Origin of the sequence: Streptomyces sp. 11-1-2, assembly GCF_003595545.1 — a bacterium.
In the GTDB taxonomy this organism is placed as follows: Bacteria; Actinomycetota; Actinomycetes; order Streptomycetales; family Streptomycetaceae; genus Streptomyces; species Streptomyces hygroscopicus_B.
This window is the reverse complement of the sequence record NZ_CP022545.1, coordinates 10,438,105-10,457,617: the sequence shown is the minus strand read 5'-3', so window position 1 is coordinate 10,457,617 and position 19,513 is coordinate 10,438,105. Positions and strand designations below refer to the sequence as shown.

The 19,513-nt window shown below is 71.5% G+C and carries 18 protein-coding genes; 8 read left to right on the top strand and 10 right to left on the bottom strand.

What is annotated here, in order from left to right; genetic code table 11:
- The first annotated feature begins 66 nt into the window (after positions 1 to 66).
- Both CGL27_RS44765 and CGL27_RS44760 read left to right on the top strand, forming a co-directional pair.
- Positions 67 to 2,505, top strand: a complete 2,439-nt coding sequence (locus CGL27_RS44765; protein ID WP_119993360.1) for a glycoside hydrolase family 31 protein — start codon at positions 67 to 69, stop codon at positions 2,503 to 2,505.
- 117 nt (positions 2,506 to 2,622) lie between these two features.
- Positions 2,623 to 3,423 carry a M15 family metallopeptidase gene (locus CGL27_RS44760; RefSeq protein ID WP_119994860.1) on the top strand — a complete coding sequence of 267 codons (801 nt, stop codon included), beginning with the start codon at positions 2,623 to 2,625 and terminating at the stop codon, positions 3,421 to 3,423.
- Between the two features lie 3 nt (positions 3,424 to 3,426).
- On the opposite strand, the gene CGL27_RS44755 is transcribed toward CGL27_RS44760, so the two are convergent.
- The 4 genes from CGL27_RS44755 to CGL27_RS44740 form a co-directional block, all read right to left on the bottom strand.
- The gene (locus CGL27_RS44755; RefSeq protein WP_078645859.1) at positions 3,427 to 4,239 is read right to left on the bottom strand and encodes an ABC transporter permease; all 813 of its coding nucleotides are present in this window, start codon (positions 4,237 to 4,239) and stop codon (positions 3,427 to 3,429) included.
- Positions 4,240 to 4,277: 38 nt separating this feature from the next.
- Positions 4,278 to 5,123, bottom strand: a complete 846-nt coding sequence (locus CGL27_RS44750; RefSeq protein WP_107439183.1) for an ABC transporter permease — start codon at positions 5,121 to 5,123, stop codon at positions 4,278 to 4,280.
- A 1-nt stretch (position 5,124) separates the two neighbouring features.
- Positions 5,125 to 6,306: an ABC transporter substrate-binding protein gene (locus CGL27_RS44745; protein WP_119993358.1), complete on the bottom strand. Its 1,182-nt coding sequence runs from the start codon at positions 6,304 to 6,306 to the stop codon at positions 5,125 to 5,127.
- 91 nt (positions 6,307 to 6,397) lie between these two features.
- Positions 6,398 to 7,504 (bottom strand): ABC transporter ATP-binding protein, encoded by a 1,107-nt coding sequence (locus CGL27_RS44740; RefSeq protein ID WP_119993357.1) that lies wholly within the window; start codon positions 7,502 to 7,504, stop codon positions 6,398 to 6,400.
- Positions 7,505 to 7,631: 127 nt separating this feature from the next.
- Between CGL27_RS44740 and CGL27_RS44735 the strand changes: the two genes are divergently transcribed.
- The 4 genes from CGL27_RS44735 to glpK all read left to right on the top strand — a co-directional run bounded on the left by CGL27_RS44735 (position 7,632) and on the right by glpK (position 11,826).
- Entirely contained in the window at positions 7,632 to 8,081 is a 450-nt protein-coding gene (locus tag CGL27_RS44735) for a zinc ribbon domain-containing protein (protein WP_119993355.1), read from the top strand.
- Positions 8,078 to 9,268 (top strand): lipid-transfer protein, encoded by a 1,191-nt coding sequence (locus CGL27_RS44730; RefSeq protein ID WP_119993354.1) that lies wholly within the window; start codon positions 8,078 to 8,080, stop codon positions 9,266 to 9,268. The genes CGL27_RS44735 and CGL27_RS44730 overlap by 4 nt, the downstream gene beginning before the upstream one ends.
- A gap of 246 nt (positions 9,269 to 9,514) precedes the next feature.
- Positions 9,515 to 10,279, top strand: coding sequence for an MIP/aquaporin family protein (locus CGL27_RS44725; protein ID WP_119993352.1), 765 nt, complete (start codon positions 9,515 to 9,517; stop codon positions 10,277 to 10,279).
- 14 nt (positions 10,280 to 10,293) lie between these two features.
- Positions 10,294 to 11,826, top strand: a complete 1,533-nt coding sequence (gene glpK, locus CGL27_RS44720; protein WP_119993350.1) for a glycerol kinase GlpK — start codon at positions 10,294 to 10,296, stop codon at positions 11,824 to 11,826.
- Positions 11,827 to 11,899: 73 nt separating this feature from the next.
- Here glpK and CGL27_RS44715 read toward each other — a convergent pair whose 3' ends face one another.
- Genes CGL27_RS44715 through CGL27_RS44700 form a run of 4 tightly spaced genes read right to left on the bottom strand, consistent with a single transcriptional unit; the run spans position 11,900 to position 16,004 of the window.
- Positions 11,900 to 12,493, bottom strand: coding sequence for an ATP/GTP-binding protein (locus tag CGL27_RS44715; RefSeq protein ID WP_119993349.1), 594 nt, complete (start codon positions 12,491 to 12,493; stop codon positions 11,900 to 11,902).
- Positions 12,474 to 12,869, bottom strand: coding sequence for a DUF742 domain-containing protein (locus CGL27_RS44710; protein WP_014058709.1), 396 nt, complete (start codon positions 12,867 to 12,869; stop codon positions 12,474 to 12,476). Before CGL27_RS44710 ends, CGL27_RS44715 begins: the two co-directional genes overlap by 20 nt.
- 16 nt (positions 12,870 to 12,885) lie before the next feature.
- The gene (locus CGL27_RS44705) at positions 12,886 to 13,314 is read right to left on the bottom strand and encodes a roadblock/LC7 domain-containing protein (protein ID WP_078645849.1); all 429 of its coding nucleotides are present in this window, start codon (positions 13,312 to 13,314) and stop codon (positions 12,886 to 12,888) included.
- Positions 13,311 to 16,004 (bottom strand): nitrate- and nitrite sensing domain-containing protein, encoded by a 2,694-nt coding sequence (locus CGL27_RS44700; protein ID WP_119993347.1) that lies wholly within the window; start codon positions 16,002 to 16,004, stop codon positions 13,311 to 13,313. Before CGL27_RS44700 ends, CGL27_RS44705 begins: the two co-directional genes overlap by 4 nt.
- A 363-nt stretch (positions 16,005 to 16,367) precedes the next feature.
- On the opposite strand from CGL27_RS44700, the gene CGL27_RS44695 reads away from it, so the two are divergent.
- Entirely contained in the window at positions 16,368 to 16,787 is a 420-nt protein-coding gene (locus tag CGL27_RS44695; protein ID WP_078645847.1) for a hypothetical protein, read from the top strand.
- Here the strand turns inward: CGL27_RS44695 and CGL27_RS44690 are convergent.
- Together CGL27_RS44690 and CGL27_RS44685 are read right to left on the bottom strand one after the other, a co-directional pair.
- Complete coding sequence (locus CGL27_RS44690) at positions 16,735 to 17,937, bottom strand: FAD/NAD(P)-binding oxidoreductase (protein ID WP_119993345.1); 1,203 nt, start codon at positions 17,935 to 17,937, stop codon at positions 16,735 to 16,737. The two genes, CGL27_RS44695 and CGL27_RS44690, sit on opposite strands and share 53 nt — an antisense overlap.
- Entirely contained in the window at positions 17,934 to 18,296 is a 363-nt protein-coding gene (locus CGL27_RS44685; RefSeq protein WP_119993343.1) for a bifunctional 3-phenylpropionate/cinnamic acid dioxygenase ferredoxin subunit, read from the bottom strand. Before CGL27_RS44685 ends, CGL27_RS44690 begins: the two co-directional genes overlap by 4 nt.
- Before the next feature lie 151 nt (positions 18,297 to 18,447).
- On the opposite strand from CGL27_RS44685, the gene CGL27_RS44680 reads away from it, so the two are divergent.
- Positions 18,448 to 19,245, top strand: coding sequence for an IclR family transcriptional regulator (locus tag CGL27_RS44680; protein WP_119993341.1), 798 nt, complete (start codon positions 18,448 to 18,450; stop codon positions 19,243 to 19,245).
- Positions 19,246 to 19,513 lie beyond the last annotated feature (268 nt).

Here is a 19,513-nt window from a genome sequence, read left to right as displayed (position 1 = left end):
GGACCACGGGTGAACGGCAGTTGAACCATATCTCTGCCGGGCGTCGGCAATGGCAGGCTGATCAGTATGGATGCGCGTGACCTGGTGCGGTCGGAAAAGCTGGTGCGGTCGGTGAAGGTGATCTGCACGGCGCAGGGGCTGCGGTCACTGCGCTCGGCGTGGCGGCGTCGGCGTTCCGACGCGGTCGGGCTGCCCCGCCGGGGCACCGAGCTGGCCCGGGTGCCGGGTGAGGTGGAGGGGGCCGATCCGGAGCCGGGGGGCGGGGTGGTGCGGTTCGCCAGGTCCTCGCTGCGGGTGCGGGTGACCACGGGTGGCGCGGTGTTCTGCGGCTGGGACGGGGCCGAGCCGGAGCCGTCGTACGCGCTGGACGGACCCTGTCCTGAGGCCGACGAGCGGGCGGAGCTGGAGCCGGACACCGGCGGCGGCTGGCGGGTGGTGTCCGAGCGGGTCACGGTGATGGTGTCGCGGACCGGCACGGTGGAGGTGCGCACCCCGGGCGGGGTGGTGCTGCGGCGGGATCTGCCGCCGCGCTGGTGGGAGCCGGCCGGGGCGCCCGGGCCCGCGGAGCCGGGGGCGGGGGTGGGCGGGGAGGGCGCGCGCTGGCTGCAGCGGTCCGAAGTGGCGGCGGACGCTCGGTTCTTCGGGCTCGGTGGACGGGCGTCCGGGCCGCGGCTGCGGGACGGTGTGTACCGGCTGTGGAACACCGATCCGGGCGGCAGCTTCGAGCCGGGGGACGATCCGCTGTATCTCACCATGCCGGTACAGCTGGTGGTGGCCGACGCGGGCACCCATCTGGTGTTTCACGACAACTCCTGGGACGGCTCGGTCACCCTGCGGGAGGGCGAGGAGGGCGCGGGCTCGGGCCACGACCGGCCCGGCAGCTGCCGGACGCGGATGGAGGGCGGCCCGCTGCGCTACTGGGTGATCGTGGGCACCCCGGCGCGGGTGCTGCACGGCTGGACGGCGCTGACGGGCGCCCCGGCCGTCCCGCCGCGGTGGGCGCTCGGCCACCACCACGCGCGCTGGGGGTTCGGCGACGCGGCGGAGGTACGGCGGGTGGTGGCGGGCTACCGGGAGCGGGATCTGCCGCTGTCCGCGCTGCATCTGGACATCGACCACTTCGCTGGGCACCGGGTGTTCACGGTGGACGGCGCGCGCTTCGCCGATCTGCCGGGGCTCGCCGCCGAGCTGCTCGAGGACGGGGTGCGGCTGGTGTCGATCGTCGACCCGGCGGTGAAGGCGGAGCCGGGCAACGCGGTGTACGCGAGCGGGGCGGCGGAGGACGTCTTCGTGCGCGACACCCGGGGCCGTGAGGTGCGCGGAGTGGTGTGGCCGGGCGAATCGGTGTTCCCCGACTTCACCGATCCGCGGGTGCGCAAGTGGTGGGGCGGGCTGTACGCGGAGCGGCTGGCGCAGGGCTTCTCCGGGGTGTGGCACGACATGAACGAACCGGTGTCGTTCGCCGCCTTCGGGGAGACCACCCTGCCGCGCTCGGCCCGGCACGTCCTGGAGGGCCGGGGCGGCGACCACCGCGAGGCGCACAACGTCTACGCGCTGGCCATGGCGCGGGCCGGCTACGAGGGGCTGTGCGAGCTGCGCCCCGACGAGCGGCCGTTTCTCTTCTCGCGCTCGGGGTGGGCGGGGCTGCAGCGGTACGGGGGCAGTTGGTCCGGCGACGTGGCCACGGACTGGGCGGGGCTGCGGGCCTCGCTGTCGCTGGTGATCGGGCTGGGCCTGTCCGGGGTGCCGTATTCGGGGCCCGACATCGGCGGCTTCACCGGCTTTCCGTCGCCGGAGCTGTATCTGCGCTGGTTCCAACTGGGTGCGTATCTGCCGCTGTTCCGCACCCATTCGGCGATCTCGGCGGGGCGGCGGGAGCCGTGGGAGTTCGGCTCGGAGGTGCTGGAGCACGCGGCGGCGGCGCTGCGCGAACGGCAGCGGCTGATGCCCTACTTCACAACGCTGGCGCAGCTGGCCGCGCGCACCGGCGCCCCGTATGTCCGCCCCGTATGGTGGCGGACACCCAAGGACCGCGCGCTGCGCGACTGCGAGGACGCCTTTCTGCTGGGCGACGCGCTGCTGGTGGCGCCGGCCCTGGAGGAGGGCGCCCGCCGGCGGCCGGTACGGCTGCCGCGCGGCCGCTGGTACGACACGGTGACCGGCCGGGCGTACGACGGCCCGGGCAAGGTGGTGCTGGACGCCCCGCTGTCGGGCATCCCGGTACTGGCCCGGGCCGGTTCGGTGGTTCCGGTGGCGGGGCCGGACGGCGAGGTGGAGCTCGAGGTATGGACACCGTGCCAGGGCCGTAAGGGCGCGGGGGCGGGCGCGCTGGCCGTGGAGACGGGCGACGGCTGGGAGAAGCCGGAACTGCTGCGGTTCGCCACCCGGCTGCGGGACGGTGCGCTGACGATAGAGCGGGAGGGCGGTGGCGAGGTGGGATATCCGGTGCGGATACGGGGTGAGGCACCGCCGGAGGAGGGCAAGCCGCCGCGTCGCATGAGTTGAGGGGGCGTGGGCGATCCGCGCGGAGGCCCCGCGCCACGGGCGCCGGCGGATCCCCCGCGAGGCGGGCTTGTGGCCGCGGGCTTGTTTTCGCTTCGGGGGGTGGGATAAGTGATGGGCATGCCAAGACTCGCCGTCGCGCTGCGTGCGCTCGCTCTGCCCGTTGCCGCTCTGCTGGCCGTCGCTCCGTCCGCTCCGGCGCAGGCGAAGCCGGAGCCGAAGGCTCCGAAGGAGTTCGTGGCCCTCAGCGACGTGGATCCGACGATCCTGCAGGAGTTCCGCTACTTCACGCCGCATAACTTCACCGGCGATCCGGTGGATGGCTACCGCCGGCCGATGTGCATTCTGACCCGCCCGGCCGCCGTGGCGCTGCACCGGGCGCAGCGGCAACTCCTGCGGCGCGGCTATACGTTGAAGGTGTACGACTGCTATCGGCCGCAGCGCGCGGTGAACGACTTCGTGGAGTGGGCCAAGGACCTCGGCGATCAGCGGATGAAGGGCGAGTTCTATCCGGAGGTCGACAAGACCCGGCTGTTCGAGGACGGCTATATCGCGGAGAAGTCGGGGCACAGCCGGGGCAGCACCATGGACCTGACGATCGTGCGGCTGCCCGCGCTGCCCACCCGGCCCTATGTGCCGGGCGAGAAGCTGGTGCCGTGCTACGCGGCCAAGAAGGACCGCTTCCCGGACAACTCGGTGGACATGGGGACCGGGTACGACTGTTTCGACACGCTCTCGCATACGCTCGATCCGCGGATCAAGGGCGTGCAGCGGGCCAACCGGCTGCTGCTCAAGGGGACGTTGGAGAAGCTCGGTTTCGTCAATCTGGCCGAGGAGTGGTGGCACTACACGTACCAGCCGGAGCTGTTCCCGGACACCTACTTCGACTTTCCGGTCTCGCGCCGCTCGCTGACCGGCTGAGCCTCACAGCCGTCCCCCCGCGGTGTCCGAGGACAGCCGCTGGGCGATGTACACGGGGATCACGGACGCCAGGATGAGGAGCGCGGCGACGACGTTGACGACGGGGGCCTGGTGGGGGCGGGCCAGGTTCTCGTAGATCCAGATGGGCAGGGTGCGGGTGCCGGGCCCGGCGGTGAAGGTCGTGACGACGATCTCGTCGAAGGAGAGCGCGAAGGCCAGCAGCCCGCCCGCGAAGAGCGCCGAGCGCATGGCGGGGAAGGTGACGTACCGGAAGGTCTGCCAGGGGCGCGCCCCGAGGTCCGCGGACGCCTCGGCCAGGGAGGGCGCGATACGGCGCAGCCGGGCGCCGACGTTGTTGAAGACGATGACGACGCAGAAGGTGGCGTGCCCGACGACCACCGTGAACAGGCCGAAGCCGATGCCGATCGGGTCGAGGACGGTGCGGAAGGCGGCGTTGAGGGCGATGCCGCTGACGATGCCGGGCAGCGCGATCGGCAGGACGAGCAGGAAGGACACGGTCCGCCGGCCGAAGAAGCGGTGGCGGTGGACGGCGTACGCGGCCAGGGTGCCGAGCACCAGGGCGATCGCGGTGGCGGCGAGCCCGGCCTTGAGCGAGGTGAGCAGGGCCTGGCGGGCGCCCTCGCTGTGCAGGGCGGCCCGCCACCAGCGGCCGGTGAAGCCGCTGGGCGGCCAGCCGAAGGAGCGGTCGGTGTTGACGGAGTTGAGCAGCACCAGCAGCAGCGGGACGTAGACGATCGCGAGGCCGGCCGCGGTGACACAGCAGAGGGCCACGCGGGCGGTGCGCGAGATGCGCATGGGTCCACCTCCTGGAGCGACGGGAGCGACTAGAGCGACTAGAGCGAGTCGAGGGCGCCCGCACGGCGTACGGCGGCCAGATAGCAGACGATGAGGACCACGGGCACGGCGGAGAGCGCTGCGGCCATCGGCAGGTCCAGGGTGACCTGCGAGGCGATGACATTGCCCAGCAACTGGGTCTTGCCGCCGACGATCTGCACGGTGAGGTAGTCGCCCAGGCTGAGCGAGAAGGTGAAGACGGATCCGGCGAGCACGGCGGGGCGTACGGCGGGCAGGACGACGGAGCGCAGGGTGCGCCAGGTGCCGGCGCCGAGGTCGGCGGAGGCTTCCAGCATCCGCTCGGGGAGCCGTTCGAGGGCCGCGTACACCGGCAGGATCATGTAGGGCAGCCAGAGGTAGGCGAGCACGATGACGACGGCGGTGGTGCCGTAGCCGGGTCCGTGCAGCCCGAACGGGGCGAGGGCGGCGCCCACCACGCCGTTCTCGCCGAGCATGACCCGCCAGGCGTACGCCTTGACCAGATAGCCGGCCCACAGCGGGGTGAGCACGGCGACCAGCAGCGGCCGCCGCCAGCCCCGGCCCGCGACCCGCGCCATGAAGAAGGCCATGGGCAGGGCGAGGAGCGCGTCGACGACGGTGACGGCGGCCGCGATGGACAGGGTGCGCAGGGCGATGGTGCGGTAGACGGGGGTGGTCAGCAGCTCGTGGAAGTTGTCGGTGTTCCACGTGCGGACGACATCGGAGGTGAAGGAGTCGGTGGCCCAGAAGGCCGACAGCAGCAGGACGGCGAGCGAGCCCAGATAGGCCAGGGTCAGCCAGAGCAGGGGCGGGGCGAGGAGCGCGGTCAGCCGCAGCCGCGAGCCTGGGGTGGGCGCGGCGGGCATCTCAGCCCTTGAGCTCCGTCCAGGCCCTGGTCCACTGGGCGTAGTCGGTGCAGTCGGCGTCCTTACGGCCGTCAAGGCACTGTTTGATGGGTGTGGTCCAGAAGTGGACGCGCTGGAAGTACTTCTCGTCGTCCGCGTGGAAGATCGCGCAGTGGTCGGGGGCGGAGGTCTCGGCGCACGCCTTACGGTTGGACGGAGCCTCGCCGAAGTACTCGGCGACCTGGGCGTTGACCTTGGGCGAGACGATCCAGTCCAGCCACTTGTAGGCGCAGTTGGGGTGCTCGGCCTTGGCGGAGACCATCCAGGTGTCGGACCAGCCGGTGGCGCCCTCCTTGGGGAGCACCGCCTTGACGGGGGCCTTCTCGGCCTTGGTGAGGTTGGCGATGACCTGCCAGGTGGTGCCGATGACGCTGTCGCCGCCCTTGAAGGCGGTGATCTCCTTCTGGTAGTCGCTCCAGTACTCCCCCACCGCCTTGTGCTGCTTCTTCAGCAGGGCGACTGCGGCGTCGAGTTGCTTCTGGTCGAGCGCGTAGGGGTTCTTGATGCCGAGCGAGGGCTTGGCCTGCATCAGATAGAGCGCGGCGTCGGCGATGTAGATGGGCGAGTCGTAGGCGGTGACATGGCCGTCGTACCGCGCGGCGTCGTCGAAGACGGCGCGCCAGGAGTCGGGGGCCGAGGTGACCTTGTCGGTGCGGTACATGAGGAGATTGGCGCCCCGGCCGTGCGGAATGCCGTACATCCGGCCGTCCTTGGAGTTGAACGGCTGCTGTTTGAGGGCCGGGAAGATGTCCCTGTAGTTCGGGACCAGCTTGGTGTTGACGGGGGCCGCGTCGCCGGAGGCGATGAGGCGCAGGGTGGCGTCGCCGGAGGCGGAGACCGTGTCGTACTGCCCGGTCTTCATCAGCGAGACCATCTCGTCGGAGGTACCGGCCGTCTTGGTGTTCACCTGGCAGCCGGTCTTCTTCTCGAACGGGTGGACCCAGTCGACCTTGGGGTCGTTGGAGCCGTCCTCGGCATAGCCGGCCCAGGCGATGATGTTGACCTTGCCTTCGCCCTTACCGAGCTTGTCGGGTGCGTGGCCGCCTTTGTCGTCGTCGTTTCCGGAGCCGCATCCGGCGGCGGTCAGCAGCAGCGCGCAGATGGCGGCCGCGGACCTCCACGCAGACATCTTCCGTTTCCGCATCCGGTCCTCCTCGTCCCGCTTGGCACTTGAGGCTCGGCCAGTATCAGGCGGGCGGTATGCCCCCGCCAGGGTGCCGTCGGCAATGACAAGGTCAACTCGGTACGGGGAAGGCGTCCCGTTCGTCCCAGGAGAGCCCGATCTCGCCGTCCGGGCGGGCGGATTCGGGGAGTCCGGTGAGGTTCTGGCGGTGCACGGTGAGCCGGTCGCCGTGCGGAAGCACGATGGTGAAGCGGGTGTGCGCCCCGGCGTGCACGATATCGGTGATGCGCCCCGTGACGGTCCGCCGGCCGTCGGCGGACAGTTCGGCAGGCTGCCGGGCGGACGCTTCGGCGGACTGCCGGGCGGATGGTTCTGCGGGGTCGGTGAGCAGGATCCGCTCGGGCCGGATGGAGTAGGTGCCGGGGCGGCCCACGACGCGGACCGCGGCCTCGCCGCGCAGCAGGTTGGTAGTGCCGACGAAGCCCGCGACGAAGGCGGTGGCGGGGCGTTCGTACACCTCGACCGGCGGACCGGTCTGTTCGATGCGGCCGTCGCGGACGACGGCGATGCGGTCGCTCATGGTCAGCGCCTCGTCCTGGTCATGGGTGACCAGGAGGAAGGTGATGCCGGTGGTGCGCTGCAGTTCCTTCAGCTCGGTCTGCATCTCCTGCCGGAGCGCCAGGTCGAGCGCGCCGAGCGGTTCGTCGAGCAGCAGCACGGCGGGCTGGTCGACGAGGGCGCGGGCGAGGGCGACGCGCTGGCGCTGGCCGCCGGAGAGCTCGGCGGGGCGGCGGGAGGCGAAGCCGTCCAGCCGTACGGTGGTCAGCGCCTCGCGGGCGCGGGCGAGCCGCTCGGCCTTGCGGACGCCGCGCACGGTCAGGGCGTAGGCCACGTTCTGCTCGACGCTCATCTGCGGGAAGAGCGCGTAGTCCTGGAAGACGGTGTGCACATCGCGGCGGTTGGGCGGGGTCGCGGTGACGTCGTCTCCGGCGAGTTCGATACGGCCGCCGGTGGGCTGTTCGAACCCCGCGACCAGGCGCAGCAGAGTGGACTTCCCCGAGCCGGAGGGGCCGAGCAGGGTGAAGAACTCGCCCTCGTGGACGGTGAGGTCGACGGCGTCCACCGCGCGCACCGTGCCGAAGTCCTTGGTGACGGCCTCGAGCCGGACGGCCGTGCCGGTCCGCGTCGTGGCCCGGGCTTGCGTCCGTGTCTCCGCCACCGACCGCTCCCCTCGCCCTTCGGCTGATCAGGACCGTGATCGCGGTCACTGTACCGGGGTTACGCGCGCTACGGTCCCCGTGCCACACTTCTGACACATCGTCAGTTTCCAGGTATCGGGAGGGGTCGTGTCCCCCACGCGTGTGCCCGTGGTCGACGGGTGGTTCAGCTCCGAGGGCGGGGAGTTCCGGCTGCTGGGGACGTGCTGCCGGGGCTGCGGGGCGGTGTATTTCCCGCGGGAGGACGTCTTCTGCCGCGCCCCGGGCTGCGCGGGCACCGAGCTGACGGAGGTGCCGCTGTCCCGGCGCGGCCGGGTGTGGTCCTACACCGACGGCCGCTACCGGCCGCCCGCCCCCTACCCGTCCGGCCCCGACGGCGAGTGGCGGCCGTACACACTGATCGCCGTGGAGCTGGCCGCCGAGCGGATGGTGGTGCTGGGGCAGGGCGCCCCCGGGGTGACCGTGGCCGATCTGGCCGTCGGGATGGCGGTCGAGGTGGTGCCCGGGGTGCTGGGCGAGGAGGGCGGGCGCACCCTCACCACCTGGCACTGGCGGCCCATCTCCGGGGAGGCGTCATGACCGGTGAGGTGGCGGTGCTCGGCGCCGGGATGCACCCCTGGGGGAAGTGGGGCCGCAGCTTCGTGGAGTACGGCACGAAGGCGGCGCGGGCCGCGCTCGGGGACGCCGGGCTCCAGTGGTCCGCGATCCAGTCCGTGGTGGGTGCCAATACCGTGCGCTGCGGCTATCCCGGGCAGGTCGCGGGCGCGACCTTCGCCCGGGCGCTGGGCTGGCAGGGCGCCCGGGTCACCAGCGTGTACGCGGCCTGTGCGTCCGGCGCGCGGGCCATCGACACGGCCCGCGCCCAGATCCTGTCCGGCATGGCGGACACGGTTTTGGTGGTGGGCTCCGACGCGGCGCCCAAGGGCTTCTTCGCCCCGGCGGGCGGTGAGCGGCCGGACGATCCGGACTGGCTGCGCTTCCGGGTGCTGGGCGCCACCAACCCCGCCTATTTCGCGCTCTGGGCCCGCCGCCGGATGGCGATGTACGGCGACACGGCCGAGGACTTCGCGCGGGTGAAGGTGAAGAACGCGGCCGCCGGCGCCGCCAATCCGTACGCCCGCTACCGCTCCCCCGTCACCGCCGAGGAGGTCGCCGCGTCCCCGGTGGTCGCCGATCCCCTGCGGCTGCTGGACATCTGCGCCACCTCCGACGGGGCGGCGGCGCTGGTGCTCGGCAGCATGGAGACGGCGCGACGGCTCGGGATGAGCCGCCCGGTGCGGATCCGCGCCGTCTCGTCCGTCTCCCCCAGCCATCCGCGCACCGCGCTGGATCTGCCGGACATCGCCACCGACTCGGCCCCGCCGGGCTCCCCCGCGTCCGATCCGTTCCGGCCCTCCATCGCCCGGGCCGCGTACGAGGAGGCGGGGCTGGGGCCGGAGGATCTGTCGCTGGCCGAGGTGTACGACCTGTCCACCGCCCTGGAGCTGGAGTGGTACGAGGACCTCGGACTGTGCGGGCCCGGGGAGGGCGCGAAGCTGCTGCGCGAGGGGGCGACGGCACTGGGCGGGCGGATTCCGGTCAATCCGAGCGGCGGGCTGGCGTCCTTCGGCGAGGCGGTTCCGGCGCAGGCCATCGCCCAGGTATGCGAGCTGACCCAGCAGTTGCGGGGGCAGGCGGGCGAGCGGCAGGTGGCGGGGGCGAGCGCGGGAATCACCGTGAACCAGGGGCTGTTCGGGCATGGCTCGTCGGTCGTCGCGGTGCGCTGAGCGGTGCCCGAGCGTCCGCCGGTACCAGGGCGACGTCCTTACGGTTGTCACGAACACCGTTGCCGTCCATCACCTTGACGCCCCCTGACCACCGGTGAACACTGCTGCGGTGTCAGTCGGCGTCGCCGCACGCAGGCTCTTGTGACGTTCACCCCCCATGGGCGATTCCGATGCACCCGCACGCTCGAAACGACCCAGCACGGAGGACCGGGGCCACCCGCCCCGGGCGAGGTCCTAGGAGCCGACATGAGCAATGGGGACATCTTCACCGGTGAGGTCATCGGCACCGCGATACTGATTCTCTTCGGGGCGGGCGTCTGCGCCGCCGTCACGCTGAACCACTCCAAGGCCAAGGCGTCGGGGTGGATCGTCATCGCCTTCGGCTGGGGCTTCGGCGTCATGGCCGGCGCCTACACCGCCGCCCCGCTGTCCGGAGCCCATCTCAATCCGGCGGTGACCGTGGGCGTCGCCGTGGACACCGGCGACTGGGACAAGGTGCCGCTCTACATCCTCGGGCAGCTCATCGGCGCCGTGATCGGCGCGGTGCTGGCCTGGGCGCTGTACTACGCGCAGTTCGCCGCCAACGCGGACGAGAAGAACGCCCTTCCCACGCTCGGGGTCTTCTCCACCGTTCCGGAGATCCGGAATCCGGTGGCCAACCTCGTCACCGAAATCATCGCGACGGCCGCGCTGGTGCTGCCGCTGCTCGCGTTCGGCAAGGTCGACGGCATCGGGATCGGCCCGGTCGCCGACGGCGGCGGCACCGTGGTCCTCGGCTCGGGCATCTCCGTCCTGCTCGTCGCGTTCCTGGTGGTCGGCATCGGCCTCTCCCTGGGCGGGCCCACCGGCTATGCCATCAACCCGGCGCGCGACCTCGGGCCACGCCTCGCCCACGCCCTGCTGCCCATCCCCAACAAGGGGACCTCGGACTGGGGTTATGCCTGGGTCCCGGTGGTGGGCCCGCTGATCGGGGCCGTGCTGGCGGGTCTCGTCTTCAACGCAGCCTTCTGACCGAAGGAGACGCCATGCCGCATCCGACGGACACCTACGTCGCCGCGATCGACCAGGGCACCACCTCCAGCCGCTGCATCATCTTCGACCACGACGGCGCGATCGTCGCCGTCGACCAGCGCGAGCACCGTCAGATCTTTCCCAAACCCGGCTGGGTCGAGCACGACGCCACCGAGATCTGGGCCAAGGTGCAGGCCGTGGTGGCCGGTGCGCTGGCCAAGGCGGGGCTGCGGGCCGACCAGCTCACCGCGCTGGGCATCACCAATCAGCGCGAGACGACGGTCCTGTGGGACCGCCGCACCGGCAAACCGGTGCACAACGCGATCGTCTGGCAGGACACCCGCACCTCCGGCCTGTGCGACGAACTCGGCGGCGAGGTGGGACAGGACCGCTTCCGGGACACCACCGGACTGCCGCTCGCCAGCTACTTCTCCGGGCCCAAGGCCGCCTGGCTGCTGGAACACGTTCCCGGGCTGCGCCACCGTGCCGAGCTGGGCGAGATCGCCTTCGGCACCATCGACTCCTGGCTGATCTGGAACCTCACCGGCGGCACCGACGGCGGAGTGCACGTCACCGATGTGACCAACGCCGGACGCACGCTGCTGATGGATCTGCGGGCCCTCCAGTGGGACCCCTCGATCCTGGCCGCCATGGGCCTGCCCGAGGCGATGCTGCCGGAGATCCGCTCCTCCGCCGAGGTGTACGGCACGGCGGTCGGGCAACTGGCCGGTGTGCCGGTGGCCTCCGCGCTCGGCGATCAGCAGGCCGCCGTCTTCGGCCAGACCTGCTACGGCGTCGGCGAGGCCAAGAACACCTATGGCACCGGCAGCTTCCTGCTGCTGAACACCGGTGACCGCCCGGTGCCGTCCAAGAGCGGGCTGCTGACCACGATGGGCTACCAACTCGGGGGTGAGCGGCCCGTCTACTGCCTGGAGGGTTCGATCGCGATCACCGGCGCGCTGGTGCAGTGGTTCCGCGATCAGCTGGGCATCATCCGCTCCGCCGACGAGATCGAGCCGCTCGCCGCGAGCGTGGACGACAACGGCGGGGCGTATATCGTCCCGGCCTTCTCGGGTCTGTTCGCCCCGTACTGGCGCTCGGACGCCCGCGGCGTGATCACCGGCCTCACCCGCTATGTCACCAAGGCGCATCTGGCCCGTGCCGTCCTGGAGTCGACCAGCTGGCAGACGCGTGAGGTGGTCGACGCGATGTACCAGGACTCCGGGGTACGGATCAGCTCGCTCAAGGTCGACGGCGGAATGACGGCCAACGGCCTGCTGATGCAGCACCAGGCCGATGTGCTGGGCGTCCCGGTGATCCGTCCGGTGGTCGCCGAGACCACCTGCCTGGGCGCGGCGTACGCGGCGGGGCTCGCCACCGGCGCCTGGCAGGACCTCGACGAGCTGCGGGCCCACTGGAAGCGGGACACCGAGTGGACCCCGGGGATGTCCGAGGAGGAGAGGACGCGCGAGTACGGCAACTGGCGCATGGCGGTGGAGCGCAGCTTCGGCTGGCACAAGGAAGGGCAGCGGGCCGAAGGCTCCTGAGCCGCATACGGTGCCATCGCTCGCGAACGGCGGCCCGTACCCCGGACGGCGGGGTACGGGCCGTGCCGTGCGGTCAGGCCCGGGGCGCGGTGGCCAGCATCGCGTGCTCGACCACCGAGATCAGCACATGCTTGACCGACTCGCGCTCCCGGGCGTCACACAGGACGACCGGGGTGCCCGGGTCGAGGTCGAGCGCGTCGCGCACCGAGTCCTCCGGATAGCGGTCGGCGTCCTGGAAGCAGTTGACCGCCACCGTGAAGGCGATGTCCCGCCGTTCGAAGTAGTCGATGGCGGCGAAGCAGTCCTCGAGACGGCGGGTGTCGGCCAGCACCACCGCGCCCAGCGCGCCGGTGGCCAGCTCGTCCCACAGGAACCAGAACCGGTCCTGTCCCGGTGTGCCGAAGAGATACAGCACCAGGTCCTCGCGGAGCGTGATGCGCCCGAAGTCCATGGCGACGGTGGTGGTCGTCTTGGACTCCACCCCCGCGATGTCGTCGACCGGCCGGCCCGCCTCGGTGAGCAGCTCCTCGGTGCGCAGCGGCCTGATCTCGCTGACCGCCCCCACCAGGGTCGTCTTGCCCACCCCGAAGCCGCCCGCCACCAGTATCTTCAGCGTGACCGGTTCGACGACATGAGGGCGAACCAGGTCAGAGTGCCCGTAGCCCATTGATCACCTCGCGCAGAATCCTCTCGTCCGGCAGTTCCGCCGGAGGTACGGGCCGAGACACTCGGACGAGTGCGGCGTGGAGCAGATCGCCGATGAGCACACGGATCACGCCGATCGGAAGGTCGAGCTCCGCCGCCAGTTCGGCGACGGACTGCGGACTGTCCCGGCTCAGCTCGACGATGTCGATGTGCTCCGGGGACAACATCTGGTCGGCGACGGTCCGGTGGTTCGCGCTGTCGGCGACGACGACCGCGATCAGATCCAGCTTCTCCTCCGCGGCGCTGCGGGTGCGTCCCCGCGTCATCGCATAAGGTCTGACCACCGGTCCCGCCGCGTCGTCGAACCACCGGGCGACGCCTTCCGGGTCTCCGCTCATCGTCCCCCGGCCTCCGTCACCCGCTGGAGCGCGGAGCCGAGCCCAGATGCACGCCCACCCGCTTGACCAGCAGCGTCATCTCGTATGCTATCTGGCCCACATCGGAGTCGGCGTCGGCGAGGACGGCAAGACAGCTACCGTCCCCCGCCGCGGTGACGAACAGGAAGGCGTCGTCGAGTTCGACGATGGTCTGACGGACCCGGCCGACGTCGAAGTGGCGGCCGACGCCCTTGGCGAGGCTGTGGAAGCCGGAGGCCACGGCGGCCAGATGCTCACCGTCCTCCCGGGACAGATCGCGTGAGCCGCCGGTGGCGAGCCCGTCCCCGGAGAGCACCAGCGCCTTGCGGATGCTGCCCACTCTGCCGACCAGTTCATCGAGCAGCCAGTTGAGTTCGCCCGATCCGTTCGGCGAGCCATTGGATGCTGCGGCGTTCGATGCGGTCATCGACCGTCCCCCTCATGTGTCGTTCCAGGGCTTACGTCCGCATCGCCGGATCCGGTGGCCGACTGCCGCCGACCGCGCTGCCAACCCCGTTGGAGCGAGGCCATGGTGGCCCTCGCCTGCTCGGCTTCGCGCTCGGGATCGATCTCGGCAGCGGTTCGGTCCGCCTCGTCCGGGGGTGCGGGGTCGTTCTTCAACTGCGGGGCCAGGCTGGCCTGCCGTACCCGCTTGGGGAGGCCGGAGGCCGCCCGCTGGGTGGGCACCGGGCTCTGCTCCGGGCCTTTGCGCTCCGTCCCCGTGCGCCGCGGGCCCTGGCTCCGACCCTGGGCCTGGTCCTGGCCCTGGCGTTCGGAGCGGTCGGCCCAGGACGGCTGCCCCGGGCCCTGCGAACGGGTGGGCCGTCCGCCGGACGTGCCCTCGACCGGCCGGCCGTGGTCGGCGACCAGTACCGGCGGGACACGGCGGGGCAGCGGCGCGGGGCCGCCGCCCGGTGCCGGGTCCGGGCCGTCCGAAGTCTGCTGATGCTGCTCCACGGTGGACGGGGCGGGTCCGGTGCGTACGGACTGACGCGCCTTCAGGCCGCGGGCCCGGAAGATCCCGCCCACTTCCTCGTCATCGTCGGCGCCTTCGTGACCCTCATGTGCGAGGGATGAGGTCAGGGACGCGAGCTGCGAGGCCGGCTCGGCCTCGTCCACGGGTCCGAGCCGGACGTCGCCCACGCCCCGCCGCGCGGTGTCGGCGAAGCGCCCGCCGGTGTCCCGGTCGTCGCGGCCGTCGGTCTCCCCCCGGCCGCCCTCGTCGGTGAGCAGGTTGGAGGGGATGAGCACGATGGCCGTGGTGCCGCCGTACGGGGAGGGCTGCAGCGAGACCCGCGCCCCCTGCCGCTGGGCGAGCCGGCTGACCACGAACAGCCCGAGCCGGTCGGTGTCGGAGAGCTGGAACTCGGGGGTCTCGGCGAGCCGGAGGTTGGCCTCCAGCAGCGCGTCGGGCGTCATGCCGAGGCCCCGGTCGTGGATCTCCAGGGTGAAGCCCTTGGCGACCCGCTCGCCGTGCACCTGGACGGCGGTGTGCGGCGGCGAGAAGACGGTCGCGTTCTCCAGGAGTTCGGCGATCAGATGGGTGAGGTCGCCGACGGCCGGGCCGACGGCCGCGATCCGGGGCAGCCGGCGGACCTCGATCCGCTCGTAGTCCTCCACCTCGGCGACGGCCGCGCGCACGACGTCCATCAGCTGGATCGGCTTGCGCCACTGCCGGGAGGGGGCGGCGCCGGAGAGGATGACCAGGCCCTCGGCGTGCCGCCGCATACGGGTGGTCATATGGTCCAGGCGGAACAGGTCGGCGAGCTCGTCGGTGTCCTCGGTGCGCCGCTCCATGGTGTCGAGGAGGGTGAGCTGACGGTGCAGCAGCACCTGGCTCCGGCGGGCGAGATTGACGAAGACCTCGGAGACGCCCTGGCGGAGCTCGGCCTGCTTGACCGCGGCCTCGACGGCGGCCCGCTGGAGGGTGTTGAGGGCCAGGCCCACCTGGCCCATCTCATCGGGGCCGTAGTCCAGCCGGGGCGCCTCGGTCTCCACGTCGATCTGCTCGCCCGCGCCGAGGCGGCGCATCACGCTCGGCAGCCGGACGCTGGAGACCTCCTGGGCGTCCCTGCGCAGCCGGGACAGATCGCGGACCAGGCTCCGGCCGATCCGGAACGAGACGAAGATGGAGACGATGAGCGCGATCAGGCCGAGGACACCGGCGATGCCCGCCTTGAGCAGCACGCTGCTGGCCACCGGGTCGATGCGCTTCTTGAGCCGGTCGGTGGCCTCGTCGCCCAGCCGGTCGTAGTCGCTGAGGACGGGGTGGGCCGCGGCCTCCCAGTGCTCCTGGTCCAGCGCCCTGATGGCCGTGGCGGGATCCATCGAGGACAGGACCTTGCCCTCGGCCACGCGCAGGGCGGCGGGGGCGGCGTTGGTGCGCCGGTAGTCGGCGAAGACCTTCTGCTCGGAGTCGGGGAGGATCGGCAGGTTGATCTCGTAGAGCAGGGTGCGCTCGGCGATGAGGTCGGACATCGCCTGGAGGTCCGCCATCGTCATCTTGCGCGCCGTCAGCGCCGAGACATACAGCGCGTCCTCGCGGGAGAGCGCCTCCCGGGCGCGGATCATGGCGACCAGCGCGCGGCCCTGTTTGTCGAGGTCGGTGTCGGGCACCGCGTGGAGGGAGCTGCGGAAGGTGTAGCAGAGGTCGACAAGCTTGTTGTAATACTCATATGCCTGGGTGGAGGAAATGGCGTCGTCCTCGACCTTGCGGCGCAGGCTGTCCAGCCCGTCGGCGGCCTTGAGGATGTTGTCGAGCTGTTCCTCGGAGTCGTCGTTCATCTTGCCGTGCATAGTGCCGTCCGAGTCGGCGGCCCGCAGCTTGTCGATCGACTGGTCGGTTTTGCGCTGCAGGGAGTGGAGCACGGGCAGGGCGTCCGACTGCCGCGGATCGGCCAGCAGGACGAGCGTCTGCCGGCGTTCCTTCTGGACGGCGTGCACCGCGTCCTCGGCCGGCTGGCCCGCCTTGTCGATGATGTCGGCCGCGTCCAGCAGTTGGATCGCCTCGCGACCGGTGATCACCGTGGCGAAGGCCCATATCGCCGTCAGCGACACGAGCGGCACCAGCAACAGCGCCACGATCTTCCTGCGGATGGACTTACCGCGAAAGCGCATGGCCTCCCTAACGTCAACCCCGAATTGCGGGGGCGGTGTTCCGAGTTCCGACAACGAGCGGCGCGAGCCTACTACTGCCAGTTGGACATATCGAAGGCATGTCCACTTGATGCAGGGAACTCCTTACACTGCGTGATCAGGAGTTGTCGGGCGATTCCCCGACTTACCCCCCGCGCTCGGGGCTGTTCTCCCGGGCACCGCATGCGGCCATTCGGCCGCGGTTGGCTGGTTTTCCCCTCCCCAGGGGAACCTCCGGTCGGTGCCATTCGTGATCCAAAGGGGCACACTAGGGGGGCATACAACCCAAGTCCCGCTATCTGACTCGGCCGCACCGGGGCAGCCTTGGAAAGGGGTGGGAGCGTCATGGACGCGATGGACAAGGATCGCGACATCCCGGCACTCGGGGCCCGGCCGTTGTGGACCGAGGAGCCGGCGCGCAGGCGGCGGCTGCCCGATCCGGTCCGCGCCGCGGCGGTGCGGGCGGTCATCATCATCGCCGTGACGCTGGTTCAGACGATGGTCGCGCTCCTGTGCACCCTGGCGGGCTCATGGTCCGCCTTCCCCACCGTGCTCGCCACGGTGGCGAGCACGGTGGTGGCGACCTGGGGCGTGCTGGACGTATGGGTGACCCGGCAGGTCTGGCGCCAGCGGTACGGAGTGGTGTCCCGGCCCAGCAGCACGGCCCGGGAGATGCGCCGGCAGCGCCGCCGGGCCGGTGAGGCGGAGCCGGTCACCTCCCGGCCGGCTGCGGAGCACGGGCCAGCTCGCGGCGCAGCCGCATAAAGGGCCTGGGCCGGTCGACGCCGAGGGCGGCGGTGGAGATCCCGCCATGTTCGTAGACGGCGAGGAAGCCGCCGCCGTCGGCCGGGTCGCCCTCGAGGATCCGGACGGTGTCACCGGGTGCGCGCCGCCCGGCGTACTGGATACGGGCGCCGTACTGGTCGGACCAGAAGTAGGGCAGCGCCTCGAAGGGTTCGACGGTGGACCCGGCGAGCAGATTGCGGGCGGCGACGGCGCCCTGCAGCATTCCGCTGGTCCAGTGCTCGGCCCGGACGGTGCGCGCGGTGCCCGGCTGGGCCAGCCGGGCCACGTCCCCGACGGCCACGACATTGGGCAGCGCGGTGACACAGCCCGCGTCGCACCGCACCCCGTCGTCCAGGGCCAGACCGGAGCCTTCCAGCCACCCGGTGGCGGGGCGCACCCCGACGCCGACGACCACCACATCGGTGGGCAGCACCCGCCCATCCGTGAGCTCCACGCCGGTGACCCGGCCGCTGCCGCGCAAGCCCTCGACGCCGGTGCCGCACAGCAGGGTGGCCCCGCCCCTCGCGTGCAGCCCGGCGCACACCCGGGCCATCTCCTCGCCCAGTTGGGGCACCAGCGGCAGCGGCGCGGCCTCCACGACGGTGACATCGAGCCCGAGGGCGGCACAGGAGGAGGCCACTTCGGCGCCGATGAAGCCCGCGCCGATCACCACCACCCGTGCGGCATCCGCGCGCAGCGCGGCGCGGAGCCGGGTCGCGTCGTCGAGGGTGCGCAGGGTGTGCACCCCGTCCAGCCGCGGAAGGGGCAGGGTTCTGGGCGTGGCCCCGGTGGCGATGACGACGCCGTCGGTGCGCAGGGCGCGGCCGCCGGTGAGGCGGATCTCCCCGGCGGCGGTGTCCAGTGCCTCGGCCCGGACGCCGAGCAGCCATTCGGCGTCGAGTTCGGCCTCCTCCTCGGGGTCGGTCAGGGCGAGGCGGCCCGGCCCCTCGCCCGGATCGCCGTCCCCGGTCAGGAACTCCTTGGACAGCGGCGGGCGGTCGTAGGGGCGGTGGCACTCCTCCCCGACGACGACCAGCCGCCCGTCGTATCCCAGGGAGCGCAGGCCCCGCGCCGCGTGCAGTCCCGCGAGCGCGGCCCCGACCACCGTGACCGTGGTGAGCGTCGTCATGCCACGGCTTCTTCCGGTGCCGCGTGCACGGGCTCGCCGGGAACGGTGCGCACCGCGGGGTGGACATACAGCATTCCGTCCACGACCGTGACAGCGTGGGTCCGTACGGGCTTGCGGGCGGGCAGACAGGTCGGCTCGCCGGACCGCAGATCGAACAGCGCGGCATGCAGCGGGCATTCGACGTAGCAGCCTTCCAGCCACCCTTCGGAGAGGGAGGCGTCCTGGTGGCTGCAGGTGTCATCGATGGCGTAGAACGCTCCGTCGGTGTGGAACACCGCGATCGTCGCGGCGGCGTCGCCGGCCTCGACACGCATCGACTCGCCCTCCGGCAAGTTCTCGATACGGCAGACGGGAATCATTGGCCCCCCTCACGTTGATCGGTATCATGCGTTGTGGATAGTGCACTGAAAAGCGCGATGCGCAACAGAATCCAGATCGGGAAGGCAGCCGTCAAGAGTTCCCCGGACCGAGGGGCCCCACGCAGAGCCACCGGATGGTGAGATCAGAACCATGACGAACACGACCGAGGAACGGGCCGAGGACAAGCGGGGGGCCTCCGGGGCAGTGCAGTCGGTGGACAGGGCGGTCAGCGTCCTGGAGATCCTTGCCAGGCTCGGCGAAGCCGGAGTGACCGAGATCGCCGACGAGCTGGGGGTCCACAAGTCGACCGCCTTCCGGCTGCTCGGCGTTCTGGAGAACCGCGGACTCGTCGGGCAGGAACGCGACCGGGGGAAGTACTACCTGGGCGCCGGGGTGCTCAGACTCGCCGGCGCCGCCGCCATCCGCCTGGACATCTCGCAGGAGGGCGCCCCGGTGTGCCGGGCGCTGGCCGACGAGACCGGTGAGACGGCCAATATCGCCGTCCTGGACGGGGACGCGGCGGTCAACATCATGCAGGCGCGCGGTGCCGCGGCGGTGACCGCCTTCAACTGGCTGGGGCGGCGCACCGCGCTGCACGCGACCGCGAGCGGCAAGGTGCTGCTCGCACATCTGTCGGGCGAACGCCGGGAGCGGCTGGTGACGCGGAAGCTGCCGCGGTTCACCGAGCACACCATCACCACCTCCGCCGAGCTGCGGCAGCAGCTGGAGACGGCGGCCGAGCGCGGCTACGCCTACTCCTGCGAGGAGTTGGAGATCGGGCTGAACGCGGTGGCGGCGCCGGTGCGCGCCCACGACGGCGCGCTCATCGGGGCGATCGGCGTCTCGGGCCCGGCGTACCGGATGGCGCAGAGCCGGCTGCCCGATCTGGCCGAGTACGCCGTGAAGACCGCCGAGGAGTTGTCCCGGCGGATGGGCTTCCCCGGCTGAGCCGCCACATCACCCCACCCACCCGACGAGGGGGCCGGACGACTCCGGCCCCCTCGTCGCGTCCGCGGCCAGGACCCAGGGGCGTGTGACCGACGCGAAACCCCAGTCAGCGCTGGCTTACAGGCGGTTTTCGCGAACCCCTTGACCGCACGGGGCGACGACTTTCAGGATGTCTCTCATCGCGCAACATGCCGCGCTATACGCAACTGGGTGGTAACCGGCGGCCGTTGAAACGGCCTCGGCCTCACCCTCCATCGAGGCAGTCATG

Excerpts from the sequence above, each read along its gene's own strand:
- CGL27_RS44765 (WP_119993360.1), top strand. The coding sequence starts at position 67 with ATGGATGCGCGTGACCTGGTGCGGTCGGAAAAGCTGGTGCGGTCGGTG.
- CGL27_RS44760 (WP_119994860.1), top strand. The coding sequence starts at position 2,623 with ATGCCAAGACTCGCCGTCGCGCTGCGTGCGCTCGCTCTGCCCGTTGCC.
- CGL27_RS44755 (WP_078645859.1), bottom strand. The coding sequence starts at position 4,239 with ATGCGCATCTCGCGCACCGCCCGCGTGGCCCTCTGCTGTGTCACCGCG.
- CGL27_RS44750 (WP_107439183.1), bottom strand. The coding sequence starts at position 5,123 with ATGCCCGCCGCGCCCACCCCAGGCTCGCGGCTGCGGCTGACCGCGCTC.
- CGL27_RS44745 (WP_119993358.1), bottom strand. The coding sequence starts at position 6,306 with ATGCGGAAACGGAAGATGTCTGCGTGGAGGTCCGCGGCCGCCATCTGC.
- CGL27_RS44730 (WP_119993354.1), top strand. The coding sequence starts at position 8,078 with ATGACCGGTGAGGTGGCGGTGCTCGGCGCCGGGATGCACCCCTGGGGG.
- CGL27_RS44725 (WP_119993352.1), top strand. The coding sequence starts at position 9,515 with ATGAGCAATGGGGACATCTTCACCGGTGAGGTCATCGGCACCGCGATA.
- glpK (WP_119993350.1), top strand. The coding sequence starts at position 10,294 with ATGCCGCATCCGACGGACACCTACGTCGCCGCGATCGACCAGGGCACC.
- CGL27_RS44715 (WP_119993349.1), bottom strand. The coding sequence starts at position 12,493 with ATGGGCTACGGGCACTCTGACCTGGTTCGCCCTCATGTCGTCGAACCG.
- CGL27_RS44710 (WP_014058709.1), bottom strand. The coding sequence starts at position 12,869 with ATGAGCGGAGACCCGGAAGGCGTCGCCCGGTGGTTCGACGACGCGGCG.
- CGL27_RS44705 (WP_078645849.1), bottom strand. The coding sequence starts at position 13,314 with ATGACCGCATCGAACGCCGCAGCATCCAATGGCTCGCCGAACGGATCG.
- CGL27_RS44700 (WP_119993347.1), bottom strand. The coding sequence starts at position 16,004 with ATGCGCTTTCGCGGTAAGTCCATCCGCAGGAAGATCGTGGCGCTGTTG.
- CGL27_RS44695 (WP_078645847.1), top strand. The coding sequence starts at position 16,368 with ATGGACGCGATGGACAAGGATCGCGACATCCCGGCACTCGGGGCCCGG.
- CGL27_RS44690 (WP_119993345.1), bottom strand. The coding sequence starts at position 17,937 with ATGACGACGCTCACCACGGTCACGGTGGTCGGGGCCGCGCTCGCGGGA.
- CGL27_RS44685 (WP_119993343.1), bottom strand. The coding sequence starts at position 18,296 with ATGATTCCCGTCTGCCGTATCGAGAACTTGCCGGAGGGCGAGTCGATG.
- CGL27_RS44680 (WP_119993341.1), top strand. The coding sequence starts at position 18,448 with ATGACGAACACGACCGAGGAACGGGCCGAGGACAAGCGGGGGGCCTCC.